At 70.3% G+C, this 19557-nt stretch carries 17 protein-coding genes and 1 tRNA gene; 6 read left to right on the top strand and 12 right to left on the bottom strand.

Annotated features, from left to right (window positions below):
- Positions 1-16: 16 nt before the first annotated feature.
- The 3 genes from CEK66_RS10245 to CEK66_RS10235 all read right to left on the bottom strand — a co-directional run bounded on the left by CEK66_RS10245 (position 17) and on the right by CEK66_RS10235 (position 3675).
- Entirely contained in the window at positions 17-1810 is a 1794-nt protein-coding gene (locus CEK66_RS10245) for a sensor domain-containing phosphodiesterase (RefSeq protein WP_193312619.1), read from the bottom strand.
- A gap of 78 nt (positions 1811-1888) precedes the next feature.
- Entirely contained in the window at positions 1889-2455 is a 567-nt protein-coding gene (locus CEK66_RS10240) for a response regulator transcription factor (protein ID WP_152236850.1), read from the bottom strand.
- Entirely contained in the window at positions 2452-3675 is a 1224-nt protein-coding gene (locus tag CEK66_RS10235; RefSeq protein ID WP_043091040.1) for an ATP-binding protein, read from the bottom strand. Before CEK66_RS10235 ends, CEK66_RS10240 begins: the two co-directional genes overlap by 4 nt.
- A gap of 124 nt (positions 3676-3799) precedes the next feature.
- Between CEK66_RS10235 and ispG the strand changes: the two genes are divergently transcribed.
- Complete coding sequence (gene ispG, locus CEK66_RS10230; RefSeq protein ID WP_017909991.1) at positions 3800-5065, top strand: flavodoxin-dependent (E)-4-hydroxy-3-methylbut-2-enyl-diphosphate synthase; 1266 nt, start codon at positions 3800-3802, stop codon at positions 5063-5065.
- Positions 5046-5756 (top strand): phosphatase PAP2 family protein, encoded by a 711-nt coding sequence (locus CEK66_RS10225; protein WP_152236849.1) that lies wholly within the window; start codon positions 5046-5048, stop codon positions 5754-5756. Before ispG ends, CEK66_RS10225 begins: the two co-directional genes overlap by 20 nt.
- A 557-nt stretch (positions 5757-6313) precedes the next feature.
- Here CEK66_RS10225 and CEK66_RS10220 read toward each other — a convergent pair.
- From CEK66_RS10220 to CEK66_RS10185, 8 genes are all read right to left on the bottom strand, one after another.
- Positions 6314-7471 (bottom strand): TPM domain-containing protein, encoded by a 1158-nt coding sequence (locus CEK66_RS10220; RefSeq protein WP_043091897.1) that lies wholly within the window; start codon positions 7469-7471, stop codon positions 6314-6316.
- Positions 7472-7473: 2 nt separating this feature from the next.
- Positions 7474-8163 carry an aspartate/glutamate racemase family protein gene (locus tag CEK66_RS10215; protein WP_152236848.1) on the bottom strand — a complete coding sequence of 230 codons (690 nt, stop codon included), beginning with the start codon at positions 8161-8163 and terminating at the stop codon, positions 7474-7476.
- Between the two features lie 130 nt (positions 8164-8293).
- A complete protein-coding gene (locus CEK66_RS10210) occupies positions 8294-9148 on the bottom strand; it encodes a DMT family transporter (RefSeq protein ID WP_152236847.1) in 855 nt (284 codons plus the stop codon).
- Between the two features lie 314 nt (positions 9149-9462).
- Entirely contained in the window at positions 9463-10506 is a 1044-nt protein-coding gene (murB, locus tag CEK66_RS10205; RefSeq protein ID WP_152236846.1) for a UDP-N-acetylmuramate dehydrogenase, read from the bottom strand.
- Entirely contained in the window at positions 10503-11558 is a 1056-nt protein-coding gene (locus CEK66_RS10200) for a quinone-dependent dihydroorotate dehydrogenase (protein ID WP_152236845.1), read from the bottom strand. The genes murB and CEK66_RS10200 overlap by 4 nt, the downstream gene beginning before the upstream one ends.
- Positions 11559-11566: 8 nt before the next feature.
- On the bottom strand, positions 11567-12340 hold the full coding sequence (locus CEK66_RS10195; RefSeq protein WP_152236844.1) for a class I SAM-dependent methyltransferase: 774 nt from the start codon (positions 12338-12340) through the stop codon (positions 11567-11569).
- The gene (locus CEK66_RS10190; protein WP_017913403.1) at positions 12337-12618 is read right to left on the bottom strand and encodes a DUF4190 domain-containing protein; all 282 of its coding nucleotides are present in this window, start codon (positions 12616-12618) and stop codon (positions 12337-12339) included. The genes CEK66_RS10195 and CEK66_RS10190 overlap by 4 nt, the downstream gene beginning before the upstream one ends.
- Before the next feature lie 66 nt (positions 12619-12684).
- A complete protein-coding gene (locus tag CEK66_RS10185; RefSeq protein WP_017909982.1) occupies positions 12685-14217 on the bottom strand; it encodes an aldehyde dehydrogenase family protein in 1533 nt (510 codons plus the stop codon).
- A 169-nt stretch (positions 14218-14386) separates the two neighbouring features.
- Here CEK66_RS10185 and CEK66_RS10180 point away from each other — a divergent pair.
- The 4 genes from CEK66_RS10180 (at position 14387) to CEK66_RS10165 (ending at position 19165) form a co-directional block, all read left to right on the top strand.
- Positions 14387-14463, top strand: a tRNA-Arg gene (locus CEK66_RS10180).
- Positions 14464-14878: 415 nt separating this feature from the next.
- On the top strand, positions 14879-15211 hold the full coding sequence (locus CEK66_RS10175; RefSeq protein ID WP_226978569.1) for a hypothetical protein: 333 nt from the start codon (positions 14879-14881) through the stop codon (positions 15209-15211).
- 544 nt (positions 15212-15755) lie between these two features.
- Positions 15756-18200 carry a bifunctional aspartate kinase/homoserine dehydrogenase I gene (gene thrA / locus CEK66_RS10170; protein WP_150410774.1) on the top strand — a complete coding sequence of 815 codons (2445 nt, stop codon included), beginning with the start codon at positions 15756-15758 and terminating at the stop codon, positions 18198-18200.
- 11 nt (positions 18201-18211) lie between these two features.
- Positions 18212-19165, top strand: a complete 954-nt coding sequence (locus CEK66_RS10165) for a homoserine kinase (RefSeq protein WP_193312622.1) — start codon at positions 18212-18214, stop codon at positions 19163-19165.
- A 4-nt stretch (positions 19166-19169) separates the two neighbouring features.
- Here CEK66_RS10165 and CEK66_RS20610 read toward each other — a convergent pair.
- Positions 19170-19557: hypothetical protein (locus CEK66_RS20610; protein ID WP_226978568.1), on the bottom strand; the 388-nt coding region annotated here is incomplete at its 5' end.

The raw sequence follows: 19557 nt of genomic DNA, 5'->3' as shown, positions 1-19557 counted from the left end.
CCGTGGCGTGGTGCGCTCAGACGTCGCCGCCCTGCCACGGCTCGGCCAGCCAGGCGTCGAGCGCCTCGGCCGGCATCGGCCGCGCGATCCAGTAGCCCTGGCCTTCGTCGCAGCCCCAGTCGCGCAGCATCCGGTACACGGTTGCGCTCTCGATGCCCTCGGCCACCACCTGCTGGCCGAAGTCGTGGCCGAGATGGATCATCGACGGCACCAGCATGCCGTCGCTGCGGCTGCCGGGCAGGGCGCGGATGAACGACTGGTCGATCTTCAGTGCGCTGGCCGGAATGTTCTTGAGATAGCCGAGGTTGCTGTAGCCGGTGCCGAAGTCGTCGATGGCGATCTTCACCCCGAGCGCGCTGATCTGCTGCAGTTGTTCGGCCACCCGCTGCGGATCGCGGATCATCGCGCTCTCGGTGAATTCGATCTCCAGTGCGCCGGGCGCCAGCGCATGCTGCTGCAGCAGCGCCTGCAGCCGGGCGATGAAGTCGGCCTGTTCCAGGTCCACCGCCGACACGTTCAGTGAGACGCTGAAGCGATAGCCGCGCTGCTGCCACAGCGCCGCCTGGGCGATGCCGGCGCGCAGCACCCAGGCGGTGATGCGGCTCATCAGTGCGGTCTTTTCCGCCAGCGGGATGAAGTCGTTCGGCGCCACCGTCCCGAGCAAGGGATGCTGCCAGCGCAGCAGCGCTTCCACGCCCACGCATTCGCCGCTGCGCAGGCTCACCCGTGGCTGGTAGTGCAGGCTCAGCTGGCCGCGCGCCTCCAGCGCTTCGGGCAAGGCGGCCAGGATCCGGAAGGCATTGCGCTGGTTGGCGTCGTGGTTGCGCTCGTACAGGCTCCAGCGCTGCCCACGCTGGCGCGCCATGTCCACCGCAGTGGTCAGCGAGCGCACCGTGTGATTGGCGCTCAGCGCCCCGTCCAGACGCACCGCGCCCAGCGAGGGGCTGGCCGCATGCGGAATGCCCTGGTGGTCGATCGCCGCGGCGAAGGCGTCGCAGAGGTGCTCGCACCAGTACTCCAGATGCGCCGTGTCGCTGCCTTCCATGATGAACACGAAGGTGGTGGTGTCGATGCGGTACAGCGGCAGGTTGCCCAGCGCCTTGCGCAGGCGGTCGCGGGTGGCCAGCAGGTAGCCCTCGGCGTACTCCCAGCCCAGCGCCTTGACCATGTCGCGGAAATAGTCGATGCCGCACACGTCGATCGCCACCGCGGTGTCGTGGTGGTCGGCGGTCTGCAGCGACAGCCACATGGTCAGGTCGTCGTTGAAGCGGCTGCGGTTGGGCAGGCCGGTCAGCGCATCGACGAAGCCGCTGTTGCGCAGGGTGTCGATGCGCACCATCAGCAGGTCGCGCAGGTCCTGCAGGGTGCGGCGCGCCACCTCGTCGAACTCGTGGCGCGGCTCGCTGTCGATCACGCACAGCGTACCCAGGCTGGCGCCATCGGCCATCAGCAGCGGCGCGCCGGCGTAGAAGCGGATGAACGGCGGGCCGGTGACCAGCGGGTTGTCGCGGAAACGCGGATCCTGGCGGGCATCGGGCACCACCATCAGTTCCGGGCTGTGGATCGCATAGGCGCAGAACGCCTGGCTGCGCGGCGTCTGCGGAACCTCCAGGCCGACCCGGGACTTGAACCACTGGCGCTGTTCGTCGATCAGCGAGACCAGCGCGATCGGCACCCGCAGGTAGCGGGACGCCAACTGCGTGACCAGATCGAAGACCTGGTCGGCCGGCGTGTCCAGCAGACACAGCTGGCGCAGGGCGCTGAGCCGTTGCGGCTCGTCCAGCAAGGCGGGTGGGGGAGACTTCAGCATGCCGGGTTATCGGCCCGGTACCAGGGGACTTGAGCGCCGGCCGGAAGAGCGGTTCAGGCCACCGCCGCGCCGCCTGCCTCAGCGTGGCGGATCGCGCTGCGGGCTGGGCCGCTTGGCCAGCTTGCGCTGCAGCGAGCGGCGGTGCATGCCGAGCAGGCGCGCGGCGGCGGAGACGTTGCCGCCGGTCTCGTGCATGGCCTGCTGGATGTGCTCCCACTGCAGGCGGCTGAGCGGGGTCATCGCGTCCGGCACGTCGCTGCCGTCCTCGTCGTCCTCCTCCTCGGCCTCCAGGCCGATCGCGCGCAGGATCATCGGCACCGTGGCCGGCTTGGGCAGGTAGTCGTCGGCGCCGAGCTTGATCGCCTCCACCGCGGTGGCGATGCTGGCGTAGCCGGTGACCAGCAGGATGCGCATGTCGGCGCGGATCGCGCGCAGCGGCTGGATCAGCGCCAGGCCGGATTCGTCGCCGAGCTTGAGGTCGATCAGCGCGTAGTCCGGCGGCGCCTCGGCGGCCAGCGCCAGTGCGGCGGCGGCGCTGTCGGCGGTGCGCGTCTCCAGGCCGCGGCGGGCGAGGGTGCGCTGCAGGGTGCGCAGGTACAGCGGATCGTCGTCGACCAGCAGGCCCAGCGGGGTGTCGGTGTTCATGCGGAGGTCTCCAGGGCGAGCAGCGGCAGGCGGAAGCCGACCCGGGCGCCATGGTCCGGCGCCGGCTCGGTCCACAGCTCGCCGCCCAGGCGTTCGATGGTCGCATGCGATAGCGCCAGGCCCACGCCCATGCTCTCGGGCTTGCCGCTGCGGAACAGAGTGGCCGGCAGGCCGACCTGGTTGGCGTCGAAGCCGCCGCCGTAGTCGCGCACCTCGCCGACCAATTCGCTGCCGGTGACCCGCACGTTCAGGTCCACCTGGGGGTGGCCGGCGCGTTCGCCGGCGTCGGCGGCGTTGTTCAGCAATACCTGCAGCAGATGGCCGATGGCGCTTTCCATCCGCAGCTGCAGCGGCGCGTCGTCGTTGCGGCGCAGCCGCACGGTCGGCCGCACCAGTTGCCACTGGTGCAGTACCTGCGCCAGCGACACCGTCTGCCCGCCGGCGCGCTGCGCCGGTGCGGCCAGCGCCAGCACCCGTTCGCGGCACTGCACCAGCAGTTCGCGCAGGGTGTCCAGGTCCTCGCGCAGCTCCGGCTGGGTACTCTGTTCGGCGATGTCGTCGGTGAGCAGGGTCATCGTCGCCAGCGGCGTGTTCAGCTCGTGCGCCACCGACGCGGCATGGGTGGCCAGGGCGACGATGCCCTCGTTGCGGGTGAAGCGCTCGCGCAGCAGCGCCAGCTCGCGCTCGCGCTCGCGCATGGCCATCGCCAGGCGGGTGGAGAACACCAGCACCACCACCGTGGACAGCAGGAAGTTGGCGGCCATGCCCCAACGCTGCAGGTCCAGCGCCTGGTAGGGGCCGTGCGGCAGCGGCAGGCCGAACAGCGCGCTGACCGCATAGCCGGCCACGCAGGCCAGCGCCACCGCCAGCGCCCAGCGCAGCGGCAGGGCCAGCACCGCCAGCGCGATCAGCACCAGGAACAGCGAGCCGAAGGCGTTGCCGATGCCGCCGCTCCAGCCGACCATCCAGGTCAGCACGGTCACGTCGACCAGGATGTGGCCGAAGGCGGTGGCCGGCGCGGCCGAGTCGGCATGGCGCAGGCGCAGCTGCGCGTACAGGTTGAACAGCGCCAGCACCGCCACGCCGGCCCACAACGGCGCCTGCGGCAGTGGCAACTGCAGCGGCCAGGTCGCCACCAGGATCGTCGCGGCCTGGCCGGCGGTGGCCAGCCAGCGCAGGCTGCACAGGGTGCGCAGGAAGGAGGCATCGGTCGAATCCATGCTGCGCATCGTATGCGCTGGACCCAGGGGCTGCCTGCGACAAACCGTCGCAGCGGTGCCGCCTGGCTGAATCGGCGGTGCCGGCGCGTGCGGCAGGAGCGGCCGCGCAGGCTAAAATGGGCGCATGTACGATGCCGTCAGCCGCCCCACCCCCCCCGCCGATGCCGCGCCCTGGGCGCGCCGTCTCACCCAGCCGGTCCGCATCGGCGGCGTCACCATGGGCGGCGGCAAGCCGGTGGTGGTGCAGTCGATGACCAATACCGACACTGCCGACGTCGCCTCCTCGGTCAAGCAGGTGGCCGAACTGTGGCGCGCCGGCTCGGAACTGGTGCGCCTGACCGTCAACAATCCCGAGTCGGCCGCGGCGATCCCGCGCATCGTCGACAAGCTGCGGATGATGGGCATCGAGGTGCCGCTGATCGGCGACTTCCACTACAACGGCCACCAACTGCTGGCGGCGGAGCCGGCCTGTGCCGAGGCGCTGGCCAAGTACCGGATCAATCCCGGCAACGTCGGCTTCGGCAAGAAGAAGGACACCCAGTTCGCGCAGCTGATCGAGTTCGCGCTGAAATACGACAAGCCGGTGCGCATCGGCGCCAACTGGGGTTCGCTGGACCAGGCGCTGGCGGCGCAGCTGATGGACGAGAACTCGCGGCGCGAAGTGCCGTGGGATGCCGGCCGGGTGCTGCGCGAGGCGTTGATCCGCTCGGCGCTGGACTCGGCCGAGCGCGCGGTGGAGCTGGGCCTGGGCCGCGACCGTATCGTGCTCAGCTGCAAGGTCAGCGGCGTGCAGGAACTGATCGCGGTGTACCGCGACCTGGCGCAGCGCTCGGACTTCGCCCTGCACCTGGGCCTGACCGAGGCCGGCATCGGCAGCAAGGGCATCGTCGCCTCCAGCGCGGCGCTGGCGGTGCTGCTGCAGGAAGGCATCGGCGACACCATCCGCATCTCGCTGACCCCGGAGCCGGGGCAGTCGCGCACGCAGGAAGTGATCGTCGCCCAGGAATTGCTGCAGACCACCGGCCAGCGCGCCTTCACTCCGCTGGTCACCGCCTGCCCGGGTTGTGGCCGCACCACCTCCGAGTTCTTCCAGGAGCTGGCCAAGGTGGTGCAGAACCACGTCCGCGCGAAGATGCCGGAGTGGAAGGTGACCCATCCCGGCGCCGAGAGCATGACCCTGGCGGTGATGGGCTGCGTGGTCAACGGGCCGGGCGAGTCGCGCCACGCCAACATCGGCATCTCGCTGCCGGGCACCGGCGAAGCGCCGGCCGCGCCGGTGTTCATCGACGGCGAGAAGAAGGTGACCCTGCGTGGCGAGAACATCGCCCATGAGTTCGTGGCGTTGATCGACGAGTACGTCGAACGCACCTATGTCCGCCGCACCGGGTGAATCCGCCGCCGAGGCGGCCGGCCTGCGCCGCTGGCTGCGGCTCAATGCCTGGCGCGTGGTGCTGCTGTTCGCCGGAGTCCTGCTGCCATTGGGCGTGTTCGTGGCCCTGGCCGACGAAGTGCATGCGCTGGAAGACCTGTATTTCGACGAGCCGCTGCTGTGGAGCATGCGCGGCCTGACCAGCCCGGGTTGGGACCGCTTCTTCACCGTGGTCACCGAAGCCGGCTACCAGTACGGCGTGATCCCGCTGGACACGCTGATCGTGCTGGTGCTGCTGGGCATGCGCCGCTGGCGCGAGGCGCTGTTCGCCGCGTTGTCCTTCATTGGCTCGGCGCTGTTGAACATGGGCGCCAAGCAGTTCTTCCAGCGCGACCGGCCCAGCCTGTGGGAGTCGATCGCGCCGGAACACCACACCTTCAGTTTTCCCAGCGGCCACGCGATGGGCTCGATGACCCTGGCCGCGGTGCTGATCGCGCTGAGCTGGCGTACCCGCTGGCGCTGGTCGGTGCTGTGGCTGGCCGGCAGCTTCACTCTGTTGGTCGGCGTGTCGCGGGTGTACTTGGGCGTGCATTACCCCTCGGACATCCTCGGCGGCTGGAGCGCGGCGCTGGTGTGGGTGGTGGGGCTGTACCTGCTGCTGTTCCGCGGCGAGCGCCGGCCGCGCTGGCGTGCGCGGCGCGCATTGGCATGATCTCCAGTACGCGCCAATCCACACTGCTGGCGCTCGCTGTGCCGTCGCTTCCAAAACCTGCGAAGGATGAACACATGACCAGATCCGAGCGAGCGTGTCAGATTTGGGCAGTGCTGGCGTGGGCGGCACGCCATCGCCAGTCTTTAACCTACTTTCAGTTGGCCGCGCTCACGGGCGCACATCCCGCGGGTCTTGGTCAGCTACTTGAGCCTATTCAGTCGTATTGCTTGCTAAATCAGCTGCCCCCGCTCACAGCGATAGTCGTACAGCAGGAGTCGGGTTTGCCGGGTAGCGGCTTTATTGGGGCCACTGCAGAAGAGTTGGGTAGGGCGCAAATGGCGGTTTTCGGATGTGACTGGCTCGCGCATGGCAATCCTCAGCCTGAAAGGTTCGAAGCTGCTGTTTGCGAACGTCCGTCCAATGGAGAGAATTGATTTCTTCCGCCTGATGGTGCGGGCAGCGCTTTATGTAAGTGCAAAGCGGCCCACTACATATTTGTAAAACGGGAAAAGTATTTCCTCTGCTGATGTTGTTCGAGCGTTCGCTGCAGTCTCCCGCTACCAGCTCGAACTGGCGCCGCCGCCGCCGGAGCTGCCGCCGCCGGAGGAGGAGTCGCTGCTGGAACTGGAGGACGACGAGGATGAGGACGATGCCGCGGACTCGGCCGCGGCGCGTTCCCTGGCGGCTTGAGCGGCATGGTAGCTGGCGGTGTATGCGAACACGCCGGGCGCGGTCTCGGCGATATGGCCCTTGCGGATCAGCGCATTGCGCCGCCGTGTGAGCGCCTGCAGGAAGCGGCTGTAGCGCTGCGGCGAGCGGTAGCGCTGCGCGGCGATGGCCAGGGTCAACACCAGGATCAGCAGTTCCAGCGCCAGGAAGATCACCGTCATCGTCATCGACCTGGCCGACAGCAGCACCACGAAGATGCCGGGGTTGGCGCTCAGGAACAGGCGGATGAACCATGCCCAGAAACCGCCGCGCGCGGTGTCCTGGACCAGTTCCTCGGGCTTGTCCGACAGGCGCGGATGCCGCCGCAGCAGACGCCTGCGCAGATAGCCGGTCCAGGCCTGGCGCAGCGGCAGCAGCAGCCACACCAGCACCAGCAGGCCCGCCCAGGCGATGGCGCCGCGCTGCCAGTGCATGCCGTCGTCGGCCGCTTGCGCCAGTTCGGCGACGGCGGCGGGATCCTGCGCGGCGGCGCGGCCCATGAAGTCGAACGCGGCGACGATCGCGTCGGCGGTGTCGCCCTGGCGCAGGCGCGGCGCCAGGTAATCGTCCAGCGCGTGCCGGGCGACCACGTCGGGCAGCGCACCCTCCAGGCCGTAGCCGACTTCGAAGCGCGAACGCCGGTCCTGCATCGCCAGCACCAGCAGCAGGCCGTTGTCGCTGCCTTGCCGGCCGAGCCTCCAGCTGCGGAAGGCGCGCTCGGCCAGGCGCTCGATCGGTTCGTCCTGCAGCGACGGCACGATGTAGACCGCGCCCCAGATGTGCTGGCGCTCGCGCAGGCGCTGCAGTGCCGCGTTGATCCGCTGGGTGTCGTCCGCACTGAGGGTGCCGGCGGGGTCGACCACGTTCGGCGTGTAGGGCGGAATGGCGACGGCGCAGCGGCCGAGTACCGGCCACAGCAGCAACGCCAGCACCAGCAGGGCGCTCAGTCGGAACGGCGTCCAGCCGCGCGGAACGCTGGCGGCGGCATGTGCGGCCTGGCTGCGCATCGCTAGGCCAGGCTGTACAGGGCGGCGGCACGCGCGTGCAGCGCGGTCGTATCGAACAGCGGCACCGCCGCGTCGGCAGGGCCGACCAGCAATCCGATCTCGGTGCAGCCCAGGATCACCGCCTCCGCGCCTTGCGCCTGCAGCCCTGCGATCACCTCGCGGTAGCGCAGCCGCGACGGCGCCTGCACCACGCCCTGGCACAGTTCCTCGTAGATGATGCGGTGCACGGCCTCGCGCGCCGGCGCATCCGGGATCAGCACGTCGAAGCCGCGCCGTTGCAGCCGTTCGCGGTAGAACGCCTGCTCCATGGTGAAGCGCGTGCCGAGCAGGCCGACGCGGACGATGCCGGCGGCCTGCAACGCATCGGCGGTGGCATCGGCGATGTGCAGCAGCGGCAACGGGACCGCGGCGGCGATCGCGTCGGCGACGCAGTGCATGGTGTTGGTGCACAGCACCAGGAAATCGGCGCCGCCGGCCTGCAGCGCGCGCGCCGAGGCCGCCAGTGCGGCCCCGGCCGCATTCCAGTCGCCGTCGCGCTGGTACTGCGCGATCTCGTGGAAGTCCACGCTGTGCAGCAGCAGCTTGGCCGAGTGCAGTCCGCCCAACTGTGCGCGCACCGTCTCGTTGATGTGCCGGTAGTAGGGCAGGGTGGATTCCCAGCTCATGCCGCCGATCATGCCGATCGTCTTCATCGTGCGTCGCTTGCCGCCGTGTCGAGTGCGCGAGGATGGTAGCGGCATCGGCCGCGTGCGGCGACCGCGCGCTGTGCCTGTGTCGGCGATCGTCGGGACGCCGCGGCGCGACGCGGCGTCACGCGCACCGCTAGGCGTCCAGGGGCGGCGGCGTGCCGGCACCGGCGCGCGCCGCACGCCGTGCCAGCACCGCCTCGCGGTGGGCGATGTAGGCGTTGGCGCCGAGGATCACCAGCGCGCCCAGCACGGTGCCGCCGTCCGGCGTCTCGTCGAACAGCCACCAGCCGAACAGCGCCACCAGCGGCAGCTGGGTGAAGCTGATCGGGGTCAGTGCGGAGACCTCGCCGAGGCGCAGCGCATGCGTCCACAGCAACTGGCCGAGGGTGCCGAACAGGCCGGTGGCCAGCAGCCACAGCCAGTCGATGCCGTGCGGCCAGCGCCACACGAACAGCGCCGGCAGCAGCGACATCGGCACCCAGAACGCATAGGTGTAGAACACCACCGTGTTGGCGGCGTCGACCCGCGCCAGTTGCTTGATCTGGATCGCGACCAGGGCGCTCATCACCGCGGCCAGTACCGCCACCAGGGTGCCGGGGCTTAACGCGGCGGCGCCGGGGCGCACGATCAGCAGCACCCCGACGAAGCCGCACAGTACCGCCAGCCAGCGCCGCAGGCGCACCGTCTCGCCCAGCCACAGGGCGGCGGCCAGGGTCGCGAACAGCGGGGTGGAGTAGGACAGGGCGATCGCCTGCGACAGCGGCAGATGCCCGATCGCCCAGAACCCGGCCAGCATCGACACCAGGCCGATCGCGGTGCGCAGCAGGTAACGCGGCAGTTGCGCGGTGCGCGGCCACGGCCGGCCCGGCCGCAGCAGCATCGGCAACAGGAACAGCAGGCCGAACAGGTTGCGGAAGAAGGCGATCTGCAGCGTGGACAGCTGCGCGGACGCCAGCCGGATCGCGACCACCATCAGTCCGAAGGCCATGGTGCTGGTAGAGCGTGTTATGCCCTTCGAGCCGAGTGCGAAGCGGACTGTGGCGCGTTGAGACAAGGCGTGCGCCGTGGCCCAGGCTAGCCGCCTGGGCAAGGCGCGCAACGCAGTCTCGGCGTGCCACAGGCCGCTTCCCTACGGGTTGGCCGTCCGCGGCGCGGAGCCGGCGCCGCGCGGTTTGCCTTGGCGCCAGCCAAGGCCGCACCACGCGACACCATCTCCGCACCGCGGACGACCAACGCATCTCGGCTCGAAGGGCATAACACGCTCTGACATCAGCAGCGCCGCGCGCAGCGGCGTGGGCGCGGCTACCACTGTGCGCCGACGATGCGCGGCTCCGGCTCCAGGATGACGCCGAAGCGCTCGCTCACCGAAGCGGTGATGCGCCGCGCCAGTCCCAGCAGCTCGGCACCGCTGGCCTGGCCGTGGTTGACCAGCACCAGCGCGTGCGCGGCGGACACGCCGGCATCGCCGTCGCGGTAGCCTTTCCAGCCGCAGGCCTCGATCAGCCACGCCGCCGACAGCTTGCGCTGGCTGTCGTCGTCGCCAGGAAACACCGGCAACGCCGGGTGTTCGTGTTGCAGCGCCAGCGCCTGTTCCAGCGGCAGCAGCGGGTTCTTGAAGAAGCTGCCGGCGTTGCCGAGCACGTCCGGGTCGGGCAGCTTGCGCCGGCGGATGTTGATCACCGCCTGGGCCACGTCCGGCGCACTGGGCGTGGCGATGCCCATCGCCTGCAGTTCCTCGCCGATGCCGGCGTAGTCCAGGCGCAGCGCGTGCAGCCGCGGCAGGTTGAACTCCACCGCGGCGATCAGGTAGCGGTCGGGCTGGCGCTTGAACAGGCTGTCGCGGTAGCCGAACTCGCAGGCGGCCGCGTCCAGCCGCACGAAGCGCGCGTCGGCGCGGTCGTAGGCCTCGACCACGTGCACGAACTCGCCCATCTGCGCGCCGTAGGCGCCGATGTTCTGGATCGGCGCGGCGCCGACCGTGCCGGGGATCAGCGCCAGGTTCTCCAGGCCGGACAGGCCTTGCGCCAGCGACCACATCACCAGCTCGTGCCAGCCCACGCCGGCGCCGGCGCGGACGATGGCGTAGTCGGCGCGGTGCTCCAGGGTGTCGATGCTGCGGTTGGCGAAGCACAGCACCACGCCCGGCGCATCGCCGGCGAACAGCATGTTGCTGCCGCTGCCCAGCGGCAGCAGCGCGGCGCCGGCCAGCTCCGGCGCCAGCAGCGCCTCGGGCAGCGCCTCGGGCGCGAAGATCTGCAGCAGCCACGGCGCCTGCGCGGCGACGTGGAAGGTGTTGAGCGCCTGCAGCGGCGCCTGCGCGGTGAGCGACCAGGCCGTCGTGCTCATGAAACGACCACGTCCCCGCGGCTGGGCGCTTCGCGGCGCCGGCGCATCGCCTCCACGCACTCGCCGATCAGTTCCGGCCCGCGGAACACCAGGCCGCTGTAGCACTGCACCAGGGCCGCGCCGGCGGCCATCTTCGCCACCGCGTCGGCACCGGACAGGATGCCGCCGACGCCGATCAGCGGGATGCTCTCGGGCAGGCGCGCGCGCAGCCGGCGCAGCACCAGGGTGGACTGGCCCAGCAGCGGCGCGCCAGACAGGCCGCCGCTTTCGCCACCCAGCGGTTCGTGTTCCAGGCCGGGGCGGGCGACGGTGGTGTTGGTGGCGATCACCCCGTCCACCTGCAGGTCCGACAGCACCCGCGCCGCCGCGTCGATGTCGCTGTCGCTCAGGTCCGGCGCCACCTTGACCAGCATCGGCACGCGCTTGCCGTGGCGCGCCGCCAGCGCTTCCTGCGCCTCGCGCAGGCGCGCGATCAGCTGCCGCAGCGCCTGTTCCTCCTGCAGCTCGCGCAGGCCGGCGGTGTTGGGCGAGGAGATGTTGACGGTGACGTAGTCGGACAGCGCATAGACCTTTTCCAGGCAATGCAGGTAGTCGGACGCGGCGTCCTCGTTCGGGGTGTCCTTGTTCTTGCCGATGTTGATGCCGAGCAGGCCGCGCCGGCGCCGCGCGCGCTCGACGTTGCGCACCAGCGCATCCACGCCCAGGTTGTTGAAGCCCATGCGATTGATCACCGCCTGCTGCCGCGGCAGGCGGAACATGCGCGGCTGCGGATTGCCGGCCTGCGCGCGCGGGGTGACCGTGCCGATCTCGACGAAGCCGAAGCCCAGCGCCAGCAGCGCGTCGATGTGCTCGCCGTTCTTGTCCAGGCCAGCAGCCAGCCCGACCGGGTTGGGGAAGTCCAGACCGAAGGCGCGCGTGGGCATCGGCGCGATCGTGCGCGCCAGCAGCGGATTGGTGCCGGTGCGGTAGGCCAGCTCGATCGCGCGCAGGCCCAGGGCATGCGCGCGCTCGGCGTCGAAGGCGAACAGGAACGGTCGGGCGAGGGAGTACATGGCGTGGCTCAGTTCAGCGTCCCGGCGAAGGCGCGGGTGCGGTAGTGGAACGCGACGACGCCGTCGCGCTGGTGCCGGTCGAACAGCGCGCGCAACGCGTCCAGCATCGGCGCATGCTGCGGGTGGCCGGGCAGCGGCGCGTAGGAGGAGGACAGCAGGCGTCCGCGCAGCGCCTCGAAATCCATGCGCTGCGCGTTGGGGAACTGCGCGGTGCCGCGCAGGCCGGCGCCGAACCAGCGCTGCATGGTGGCATCGTCGTGGTAGCGCTCGGCCACCGCGCTGTAGTCGGTGCCGTACTCCAGCAGCAACTGCTCGTAGCCTTCCAGGAACGGCGTGGCGTCGAGCAGGCGCGAGTTCCAGTACACCAGCGCCAACCCGCCCGGACGCAGCACGCGTGCCCATTCGCGGCGCACCGCCTCCAGGTCGAACCAGTGGAAGGCCTGCGCGGCGCTGACCAGGTCGACGCTGGCATCGGCCAGGGTGGTGGCCTCGGCGCTGCCGTCGATGGCGCGGAAGCCCGGCAGGTCCTGCAGCAGCGCCACTGCGGCCTCGCGCATCGCCGCGTTCGGCTCCACGGCCAGGGTCGGATGCCCGGCCTGCAGGAACAGGCGCGTGGAAATGCCGGTGCCGGCGCCGATGTCGGCGACCAGCGCATCGCGCGCCACGCCCAGCTCGCCGTGCACCCAGTCCAGCAGCGCCGCCGGATAGCTGGGGCGGTAGCGCACGTAATCGGCGACGCGGTCGCTGAAGCGTTCCCGCGGCGCGGCGGCGTCCCGGCTCACGACTGGGTGCTGGCGAACCAGGCCAGCCCGCCGAAGAACAGCACGAAGGCCAGTACCGCCAGCACGGCCAGCACCACTGCGGCCCAGCCCAGGATCAGCCCGCCCACCGCCAGGCCATCGCCCTGGAAGCGCTGCGGCTGGCGGCGGATCTCCGCCCGGGCCAGATGCCCGGTGATGATCGCGCCGAGGCTGCCCAGTACCGGCATCAGGGTCCAGCCGAGGATCCCGGCGACCAGGCTGACCACCGCCAGGGAATTGGTCTCGCGCACCTGACTCATCGCTGTCGCTCCTTGCAGAAGGAAAGGGGCGGCGGCCGCAGGGTGCGGGCCGCCGCGCTCGCCGCGTTACAGATCGAACTTGATGCCCTGCGCCAGCGGCAGCGAATCGGAGTAGTTGATGGTGTTGGTCTGCCGGCGCATGTACACCTTCCACGCGTCCGAGCCGGATTCGCGGCCGCCGCCGGTGTCCTTCTCGCCGCCGAAGGCGCCGCCGATCTCGGCGCCGGAGGTGCCGATGTTGACGTTGGCGATGCCGCAGTCGCTGCCGGCCGCGGACAGGAACTTCTCCGCCGCCTTCAGGTTCTGGGTGAAGATCGACGAGGACAGGCCCTGCGGCACGCCGTTCTGCATGTCGATGGCCTCGTCCAGGGTGCTGTACTTCATCACGTACAGGATCGGCGCGAAGGTTTCGTGCTGGACCACTTCATCGCTGTTCTTCAGGCCGGTGACGATGGCCGGCAGCACGAAGTTGCCCGGGCGGTCCAGCGCGGTGCCGCCGGTCTCGATGGTGCCGCCGGCGGCCTTGGCCTTGGCGATCGAGTCCAGGAACTGCTCGACGGCGCCGCGGCTGTTCAGCGGGCCCATCAGGTTGGCTGGGTCGGTGGGGTCGCCGATCTTGCCTTCGACCTGCTTGTAGGCCTTGACCAGGGTGGCCAGCACGGTGTCGTAGATCGATTCGTGCACGATCAGCCGGCGCGTGGTGGTGCAGCGCTGGCCGGCGGTGCCGACGGCGCCGAACACGATGCCGGGCACCGCCAGCTTCAGGTCGGCGCTCTCGTCGAGGATGATCGCGTTGTTGCCGCCCAGCTCCAGCAGGCAGCGGCCCAGCCGGCGCGCGCACTTCTCGGCGACGACGCGGCCGACCTGGGTGGAACCGGTGAAGCTGATCAGCGGGACGCGGGTGTCCTCGACCAGGCGCTCGGACAGGGCCACGCCGGCGTCGTTGATCAGGAAGAAGATGTCCGGGAAACCGGCGTCGCGCAGCGCCTCGTTGCAGATCTTCATCGACGCGATCGCGGTCAGCGGGGTCTTGTTGGACGGCTTCCAGATGCAGATGTCGCCGCAGATCGCCGCCAGGAACGCGTTCCAGCTCCACACCGCGACCGGGAAGTTGAACGCGCTGATGATGCCGACCAGGCCCAGCGGCTGGTACTGCTCGTACATGCGGTGGCCGGGGCGCTCCGAATGCAGGGTGTAGCCGTACAGCATGCGGCTCTGGCCGACCGCGAAATCGGCGATGTCGATCATCTCCTGCACTTCGCCGTCGCCTTCCGGCTTGCTCTTGCCCATTTCCAGCGCGACCAGCGAGCCCAGTGCGTCCTTGTGCTTGCGCAGCGCTTCGCCGCACAGCCGCACCGCTTCGCCGCGGCGCGGCGCCGGGGTGGTGCGCCAGACCTTGAACGCGGCCTGGGCGCGGGCGATCACCGTTTCGTAGTCCTGCTCGGTGGTGGCCTGGACGTCGGCGATGATGTCGTTGCTCGACGGGTTGAGCGGCTGCAGCACGCCGGCGCCGGTGGCGCTGGACCACTCGCCATTGCCGAGATAGGTGCCGGAGTTGGTAGCGGCGAGGCCGAGCGCCTTGAGCAGGTCAGCGGACATGGAATCTCCTGGGTTCGTTGCGACAGGGAAGGCGACCGCAGGCGGGGGACGCGGGACGCGCAGCCGGCAATTTTAGCAGACCGGACGCATCCGGCCGCCGCCGCTGGCGGGGGCGGCTGGCGAGCGCAAAAAACGCGTGGGCATGCCGTAGAATCCCCGCCAGGCCAATGGCCCCGTAGCTCAGCTGGATAGAGCGGTCCCCTCCTAAGGGACAGGTCGTGCGTTCGAATCGCGCCGGGGTCACCATTTCGTGCATGCCGTCCGCCGCGGCCGCGGCGCCGCCAGCGGCCATCGCGTTGCCTGCCCATGCATCCTGAGCAGCGGCCGCGATGGTGAATCGCGCGGTGTCCGATCTGTCTGCAATAACGTCCTCTACACCTTGTACCGACGCGGCCTGAGCATCGTCCTGCGTAGGCTGCGTCCGTCGGCCACTGCGCTTGGCGGCGATTCGCGCCGCTTACTCTACTTTTGCAGTGCCGATGGACGACGAGGACGGAGTCGCCTCCGCCACGTCCGCCACAAGCGTCCCGCCCGCAACTCCGTGCGGCGGGACGATCGCCGCCGCGCATCGGCGGTCCTGATCGCCTCGGGCCTGGCGTGATCGCCGGCTTGCCGGCACGCCCGCAGCGATTCCCACCCCTATGCGAAGCAGGAGTCAGAGATGAAAACAGCAATGAAGATGGTCCTGGTCGGTTCGATGCTGGCTGCGCTTGCGGCCTGCAAGCGCGACGGCGACCAACCGGCCACCGATCCGAATGCGGCCAACCCGCCCGCAGCGGCCGACGGTAGCCCGGCAGGCGGCAGCACCGCCCCGGCCGGCACCACCAGCGGCGATGCCAGCGGCACCGCGACCGGGCAAGGCACGATGCAGGGCCAGGACGCGTCGCAGGGCGTGCCGCCGACCACGACGTCTCCAACCAGCCCGACTACCCCCGAGGATCCTGCCAACCCGGATCCACAGCAGCAGCCGCCGACCGATCAGAAGCAGCAGTAAGGCTTGCGCAAAACGCGCGGCGCCGGCGGCGTCGCGCGTTCCCTGCGCGCCGATCGCGCAGGCCTGCTTGGACGGCGTTGCGTGTCGCCCGGCGCACCCTGCTTGGTGGCCTTAACGTGGTGTTTCCTGGCTTGGCGCGATAGTCACTTTTGCAACCGTTTGCCAGGGCCGCAGCGCCGATGCTGCGGTCGCACACGCGGCGCTTGACAGCGCCCCGGCGCATGATGTCCTCTTGCGTCCATGCCTCTGGTCTTCGCCCCTATCGCCATCTCGCTTCCGCGCTCGCTTCGGCACGCGGCGGGCGCTGCTGCGGGCATTACCACCGGTATTACCACCCTCACCATTCGCCCGGTGCGGCCCGTCGTCTTCGTCTGATCGTCGAACACCACGGCCCCGCACCCGGATCAGGATGCGGGGAATCCCTCAGCCTGATGCGAGCGGGGCCTCCACTCCGAGGTCTTCCATGTCGCCCCCCGCCGTCGCTCCTGCTGTCGCCGCTTCGCCCGATTCCGCCGTCGATCCCGCGCTCGCCGCCGCCACTGTCGTGCACAAGTTCGGCGGCACCTCGGTGGCCGATGCCGAACGCTACCGTCATGTCGCGCAACTGCTGTTGGCGCGCCCGGAACGTCTCCAGGTCACCGTCGTCTCGGCGATGAAGGGCGTCACCGATGCGTTGATCGGCCTGGCCGAACTGGCTGCGCGCGGCCACGGCGACTGGCGCGAGCGCTGGCACGAAACCCGTGCCCGCCATCGCGCCGCCGCAGTGGCCTTGCTTGGCGAACATGCCGGTGCCACGGTCGAATGGCTGGACGCGCGCTTCGAGCACCTGGCCGAGATCCTCGCCGCGCTGGCGGTGATCGGCGAACTGCCGCGGGAAGTGCTGGACCGCGTGCAGGGGTTGGGCGAGGTGTACTCGGCGCAGTTGCTGGGCGACCACCTGCGTGCGCTGGGCGAGGAGTGCGCGGTGCTGGATGCGCGCGAGGTCTTGGTGGTCGACCGCGGCGAGCTGGGCGTGGACGTGGACTGGTCCGCCAGCGCGCAGCGCCTGGCGCAATGGCGCGCGGAGCACCCGCAGCCGCGCATCGTGGTCACCGGCTTCGTCGCCCGCGACCGCGCCGGCCGCATCACCACCCTCGGCCGCAACGGCAGCGACTACTCCGGCGCGATCTTCGCCGCGCTGTTCGACGCCGCCGAGCTGCACATCTGGACCGACGTCGACGGCGTGCTTTCGGCGGACCCGCGGGTCGTGCCCGAAGCGGTGCAACTGGAAACGCTCAGCTACGACGAAGCCTGCGAGCTGGCCTATTTCGGCGCCAAGGTGGTGCATCCGCAGACCATGTCGCCGGCGATCGAGCGCGGCCTGCCGATCATCATCCGCAACACCTTCCAGCCCGAGCACCCGGGCACCCGCATCACCGCCAGCAGCGCCACCAGCGGCCCGATCAAGGGGCTGACCCTGAGCCCGGACCTGGCCGTGCTCAACCTCGAAGGCACCGGCCTGATCGGCGTGCCCGGCACCGCCGAGCGCGTGTTCGCCGCACTGCGCAACGCGCGGGTGTCGGTGGTGATGATCTCGCAAGGGTCGTCCGAGCATTCCATCTGCTGCGTGGTGCGCCAGAACGAGGCCGAACGCGCACGCGACGCGGTGCTCTCCGCGTTCGCCCACGAACTGGTGGTGGGCCAGGTGCAGCGCGTGCAGCTGACCACCGGCATCAGCGTGCTGGCCGCGGTCGGCGACGGCATGACCGGGCAGCCCGGCGTGGCCGCGCGCCTGTTCGAGTCCTTGGGCCGCGCCCAGGTCAACATCCTGGCGATCGCGCAGGGCTCGTCCGAGCGCAACATCTCGGTGGCCATCGACAGCGCGCACGCGACCAAGGCGCTGCGCGCCGCGCATGCCGGTTTCTGGCTGTCGCCGCAGACCTTCTCGGTCGGCGTGATCGGGCCGGGCAACGTCGGTGCGGCGCTGCTGGACCAGTTGCGCGCCGCGCAGCCGCAACTGCTGGCCAAGGCCAACCTCGACCTGCGCCTGCGCGCGGTGGCCTCGCGCAGCACGATGCGCCTGGAGCCGCGCGCCTTCGCCGGCGACTGGCGGCAGGCGCTGGCCGCCGGCCAGCAGCCGACCGACCTGGACGCGTTCACCGCGCACCTGCTATCGGCGCATCTGCCGCATGCAGTGATCATCGACTGCAGCGGCAGCGCCGACGTCGCCGACCGCTACGCCGGCTGGCTGGCCGCCGGCATTCACGTGGTCACGCCGAACAAACAGGCCGGCGCCGGGCCGCTGCCGCGCTTCCACGCCATCCGCGCCGCGGCCGCCGCCAGCGGCGCGCGCTTCCGCTACGAAGCCACGGTCGGTGCCGGTCTGCCGGTGATCACCACCTTGCGCGACCTGGTCGATACCGGCGACGCGGTTACCGCGATCGAAGGCATCTTCTCCGGCACCCTGGCCTGGCTGTTCAACAAGTACGACGGCAGCGTGCCGTTCGCGCAGCTGGTGGCCGAGGCGCGCGGCATGGGCTACACGGAACCGGACCCGCGCGACGACCTGTCCGGCACCGACGTGGCGCGCAAGCTGGTGATCCTGGCGCGCGAGGCCGGGCACGAGTTGAGCCTGGAGGACGTGGCGGTGGAAAGCCTGGTGCCGGAAGCGCTGCGCCAGGCCAGCGTGGACGATTTCATGGCGCGCCTGCACGAGGTCGATGCGGTGTTCGCGCAGCGCCTGCAGGCGGCCAGGGCGCGCGGCTGCGTGCTGCGTTACGTGGCGCGGCTGGCGCCGGGCCATGCACCCAGCGTGGGCCTGGTGGAACTGCCGGCCGACCATGCCTTCGCCAATCTGCGTCTGACCGACAACGTGGTGCAGTTCACCACCCGCCGCTACTGCAACAATCCGCTGGTTGTGCAGGGGCCGGGCGCCGGCCCGGAAGTGACCGCCGCCGGCGTGTTCGCCGACCTGCTGCGGGTCGCGGCGGGCGAGGGCGCGCGCCTGTGAGCCGGATGCAGATGCTGGCAGAGAGCGCCGCAGGCCCGGCCGCGCTGCCGACGCAGGCAAGCGCGTTCGCGCCGGCCTCGGTGGCCAACGTGGCGGTGGGATTCGACCTGCTGGGCTATGCGGTGGAAGGTGTCGGTGACACGGTGACGGTGCGCCGTATCGACGCGCCGGAGGTGCGTATTGCCGCGATCCGTGGCACCACCGTGGCCTTGCCATTGGAGGCCGCACGCAACACCGCCGGTGCCGCGTTGATGTCGCTGCGCGAGGCGTTGGCGCTGTCGTTCGGCTTCGAACTGGAGATCGACAAGGGCATCCCGCTCAGCTCCGGCATGGGCGGCTCGGCCGCCTCGTGCGTGGCCGCGCTGGTGGCGGCCAATGCCTTGCTTGGCGCGCCGCTGTCGCGCGATGAACTGTATCGCTACGCGCTCGACGGCGAGGCGGTGGCCAGCGGCAGCCGCCACGGCGACAACCTCGGGCCGATGCTGCTGGGTGGGCTGGTGTTGTCGACCCTGGAGCGGCTGGTGCCGGTGCCGGTGCCGAGCGGCTGGCACAGCCTGCTGGTTCATCCGGACGCGACGCTGGAGACGCGCCACGCGCGTGCGGCGCTGGCAGGGGAATACCGGCTCGGCGAGTTCGTGGCGCAGAGCGCGAACCTGGCGTTGGTGCTGGCGGGCTGCCATGCCGGCGCCGAGGCGCTGGTGCGCGCCGGCCTGCGCGACGTGCTGATCGAGCCGCGGCGCGCGCCGCTGATCGTCGGCTTCGACGCGGCCAAGGCGGCGGCGCTGGCGGCGGGGGCGATGGGTGCGGGCATTTCCGGCGCTGGTCCGAGTGTGTTCGCCTGGTTCGCCAGCCGTGCCGAGGCGGAGGCCGCGGCGCCGGCGGTGCAGGCGGCCTTCGCGGACGCTGGTTTTGGTAGCCAGCACTGGGTGTCGCCGTTGCAGTGTCCGGGCGCGGCGTTGCTGTAGCCACTTATTGGAGCGGCGCGTTGTCCGCGCCGCTGTTGCTAGTGTCGTTGCTGTTACCGATTTCGAATTTGCTTTTGCTTTTGCTTTTGCTTTTGCAGTCGCTGTTGCTGTTGCTGTCGCTCTGGTCTTTGCTTTTGCTTTGTTGTTGCTGTTGCCGTACCGGGTTCCCTTCCGAAGCGGCGGCCATCGTGGGGAAACACCCGAAGGGCGGCGTACATGGATGTACGCCGTCCGCGGCAGGGGCAGGATGCCCCTTCCGCGGATCCCCGCGATGGACGCGGACCCGGAGCGCGCAGCGCGGAGGGCGCGAGGCAGGGCGCGCTTTCTTTTGGTTACCTTTTCTTTGCGCGAGCAAAGAAAAGTAACTCGCCCGCAAGGGCGAAAGCTTTGCT

This window comes from Xanthomonas sp. LMG 12460, from assembly GCF_009192895.1.
Classification (GTDB): domain Bacteria; phylum Pseudomonadota; class Gammaproteobacteria; order Xanthomonadales; family Xanthomonadaceae; genus Xanthomonas_A; species Xanthomonas_A sontii.
The sequence above is the reverse complement of the archived record's forward strand: the minus strand, read 5'-3'. Positions and strand labels throughout refer to the sequence as shown.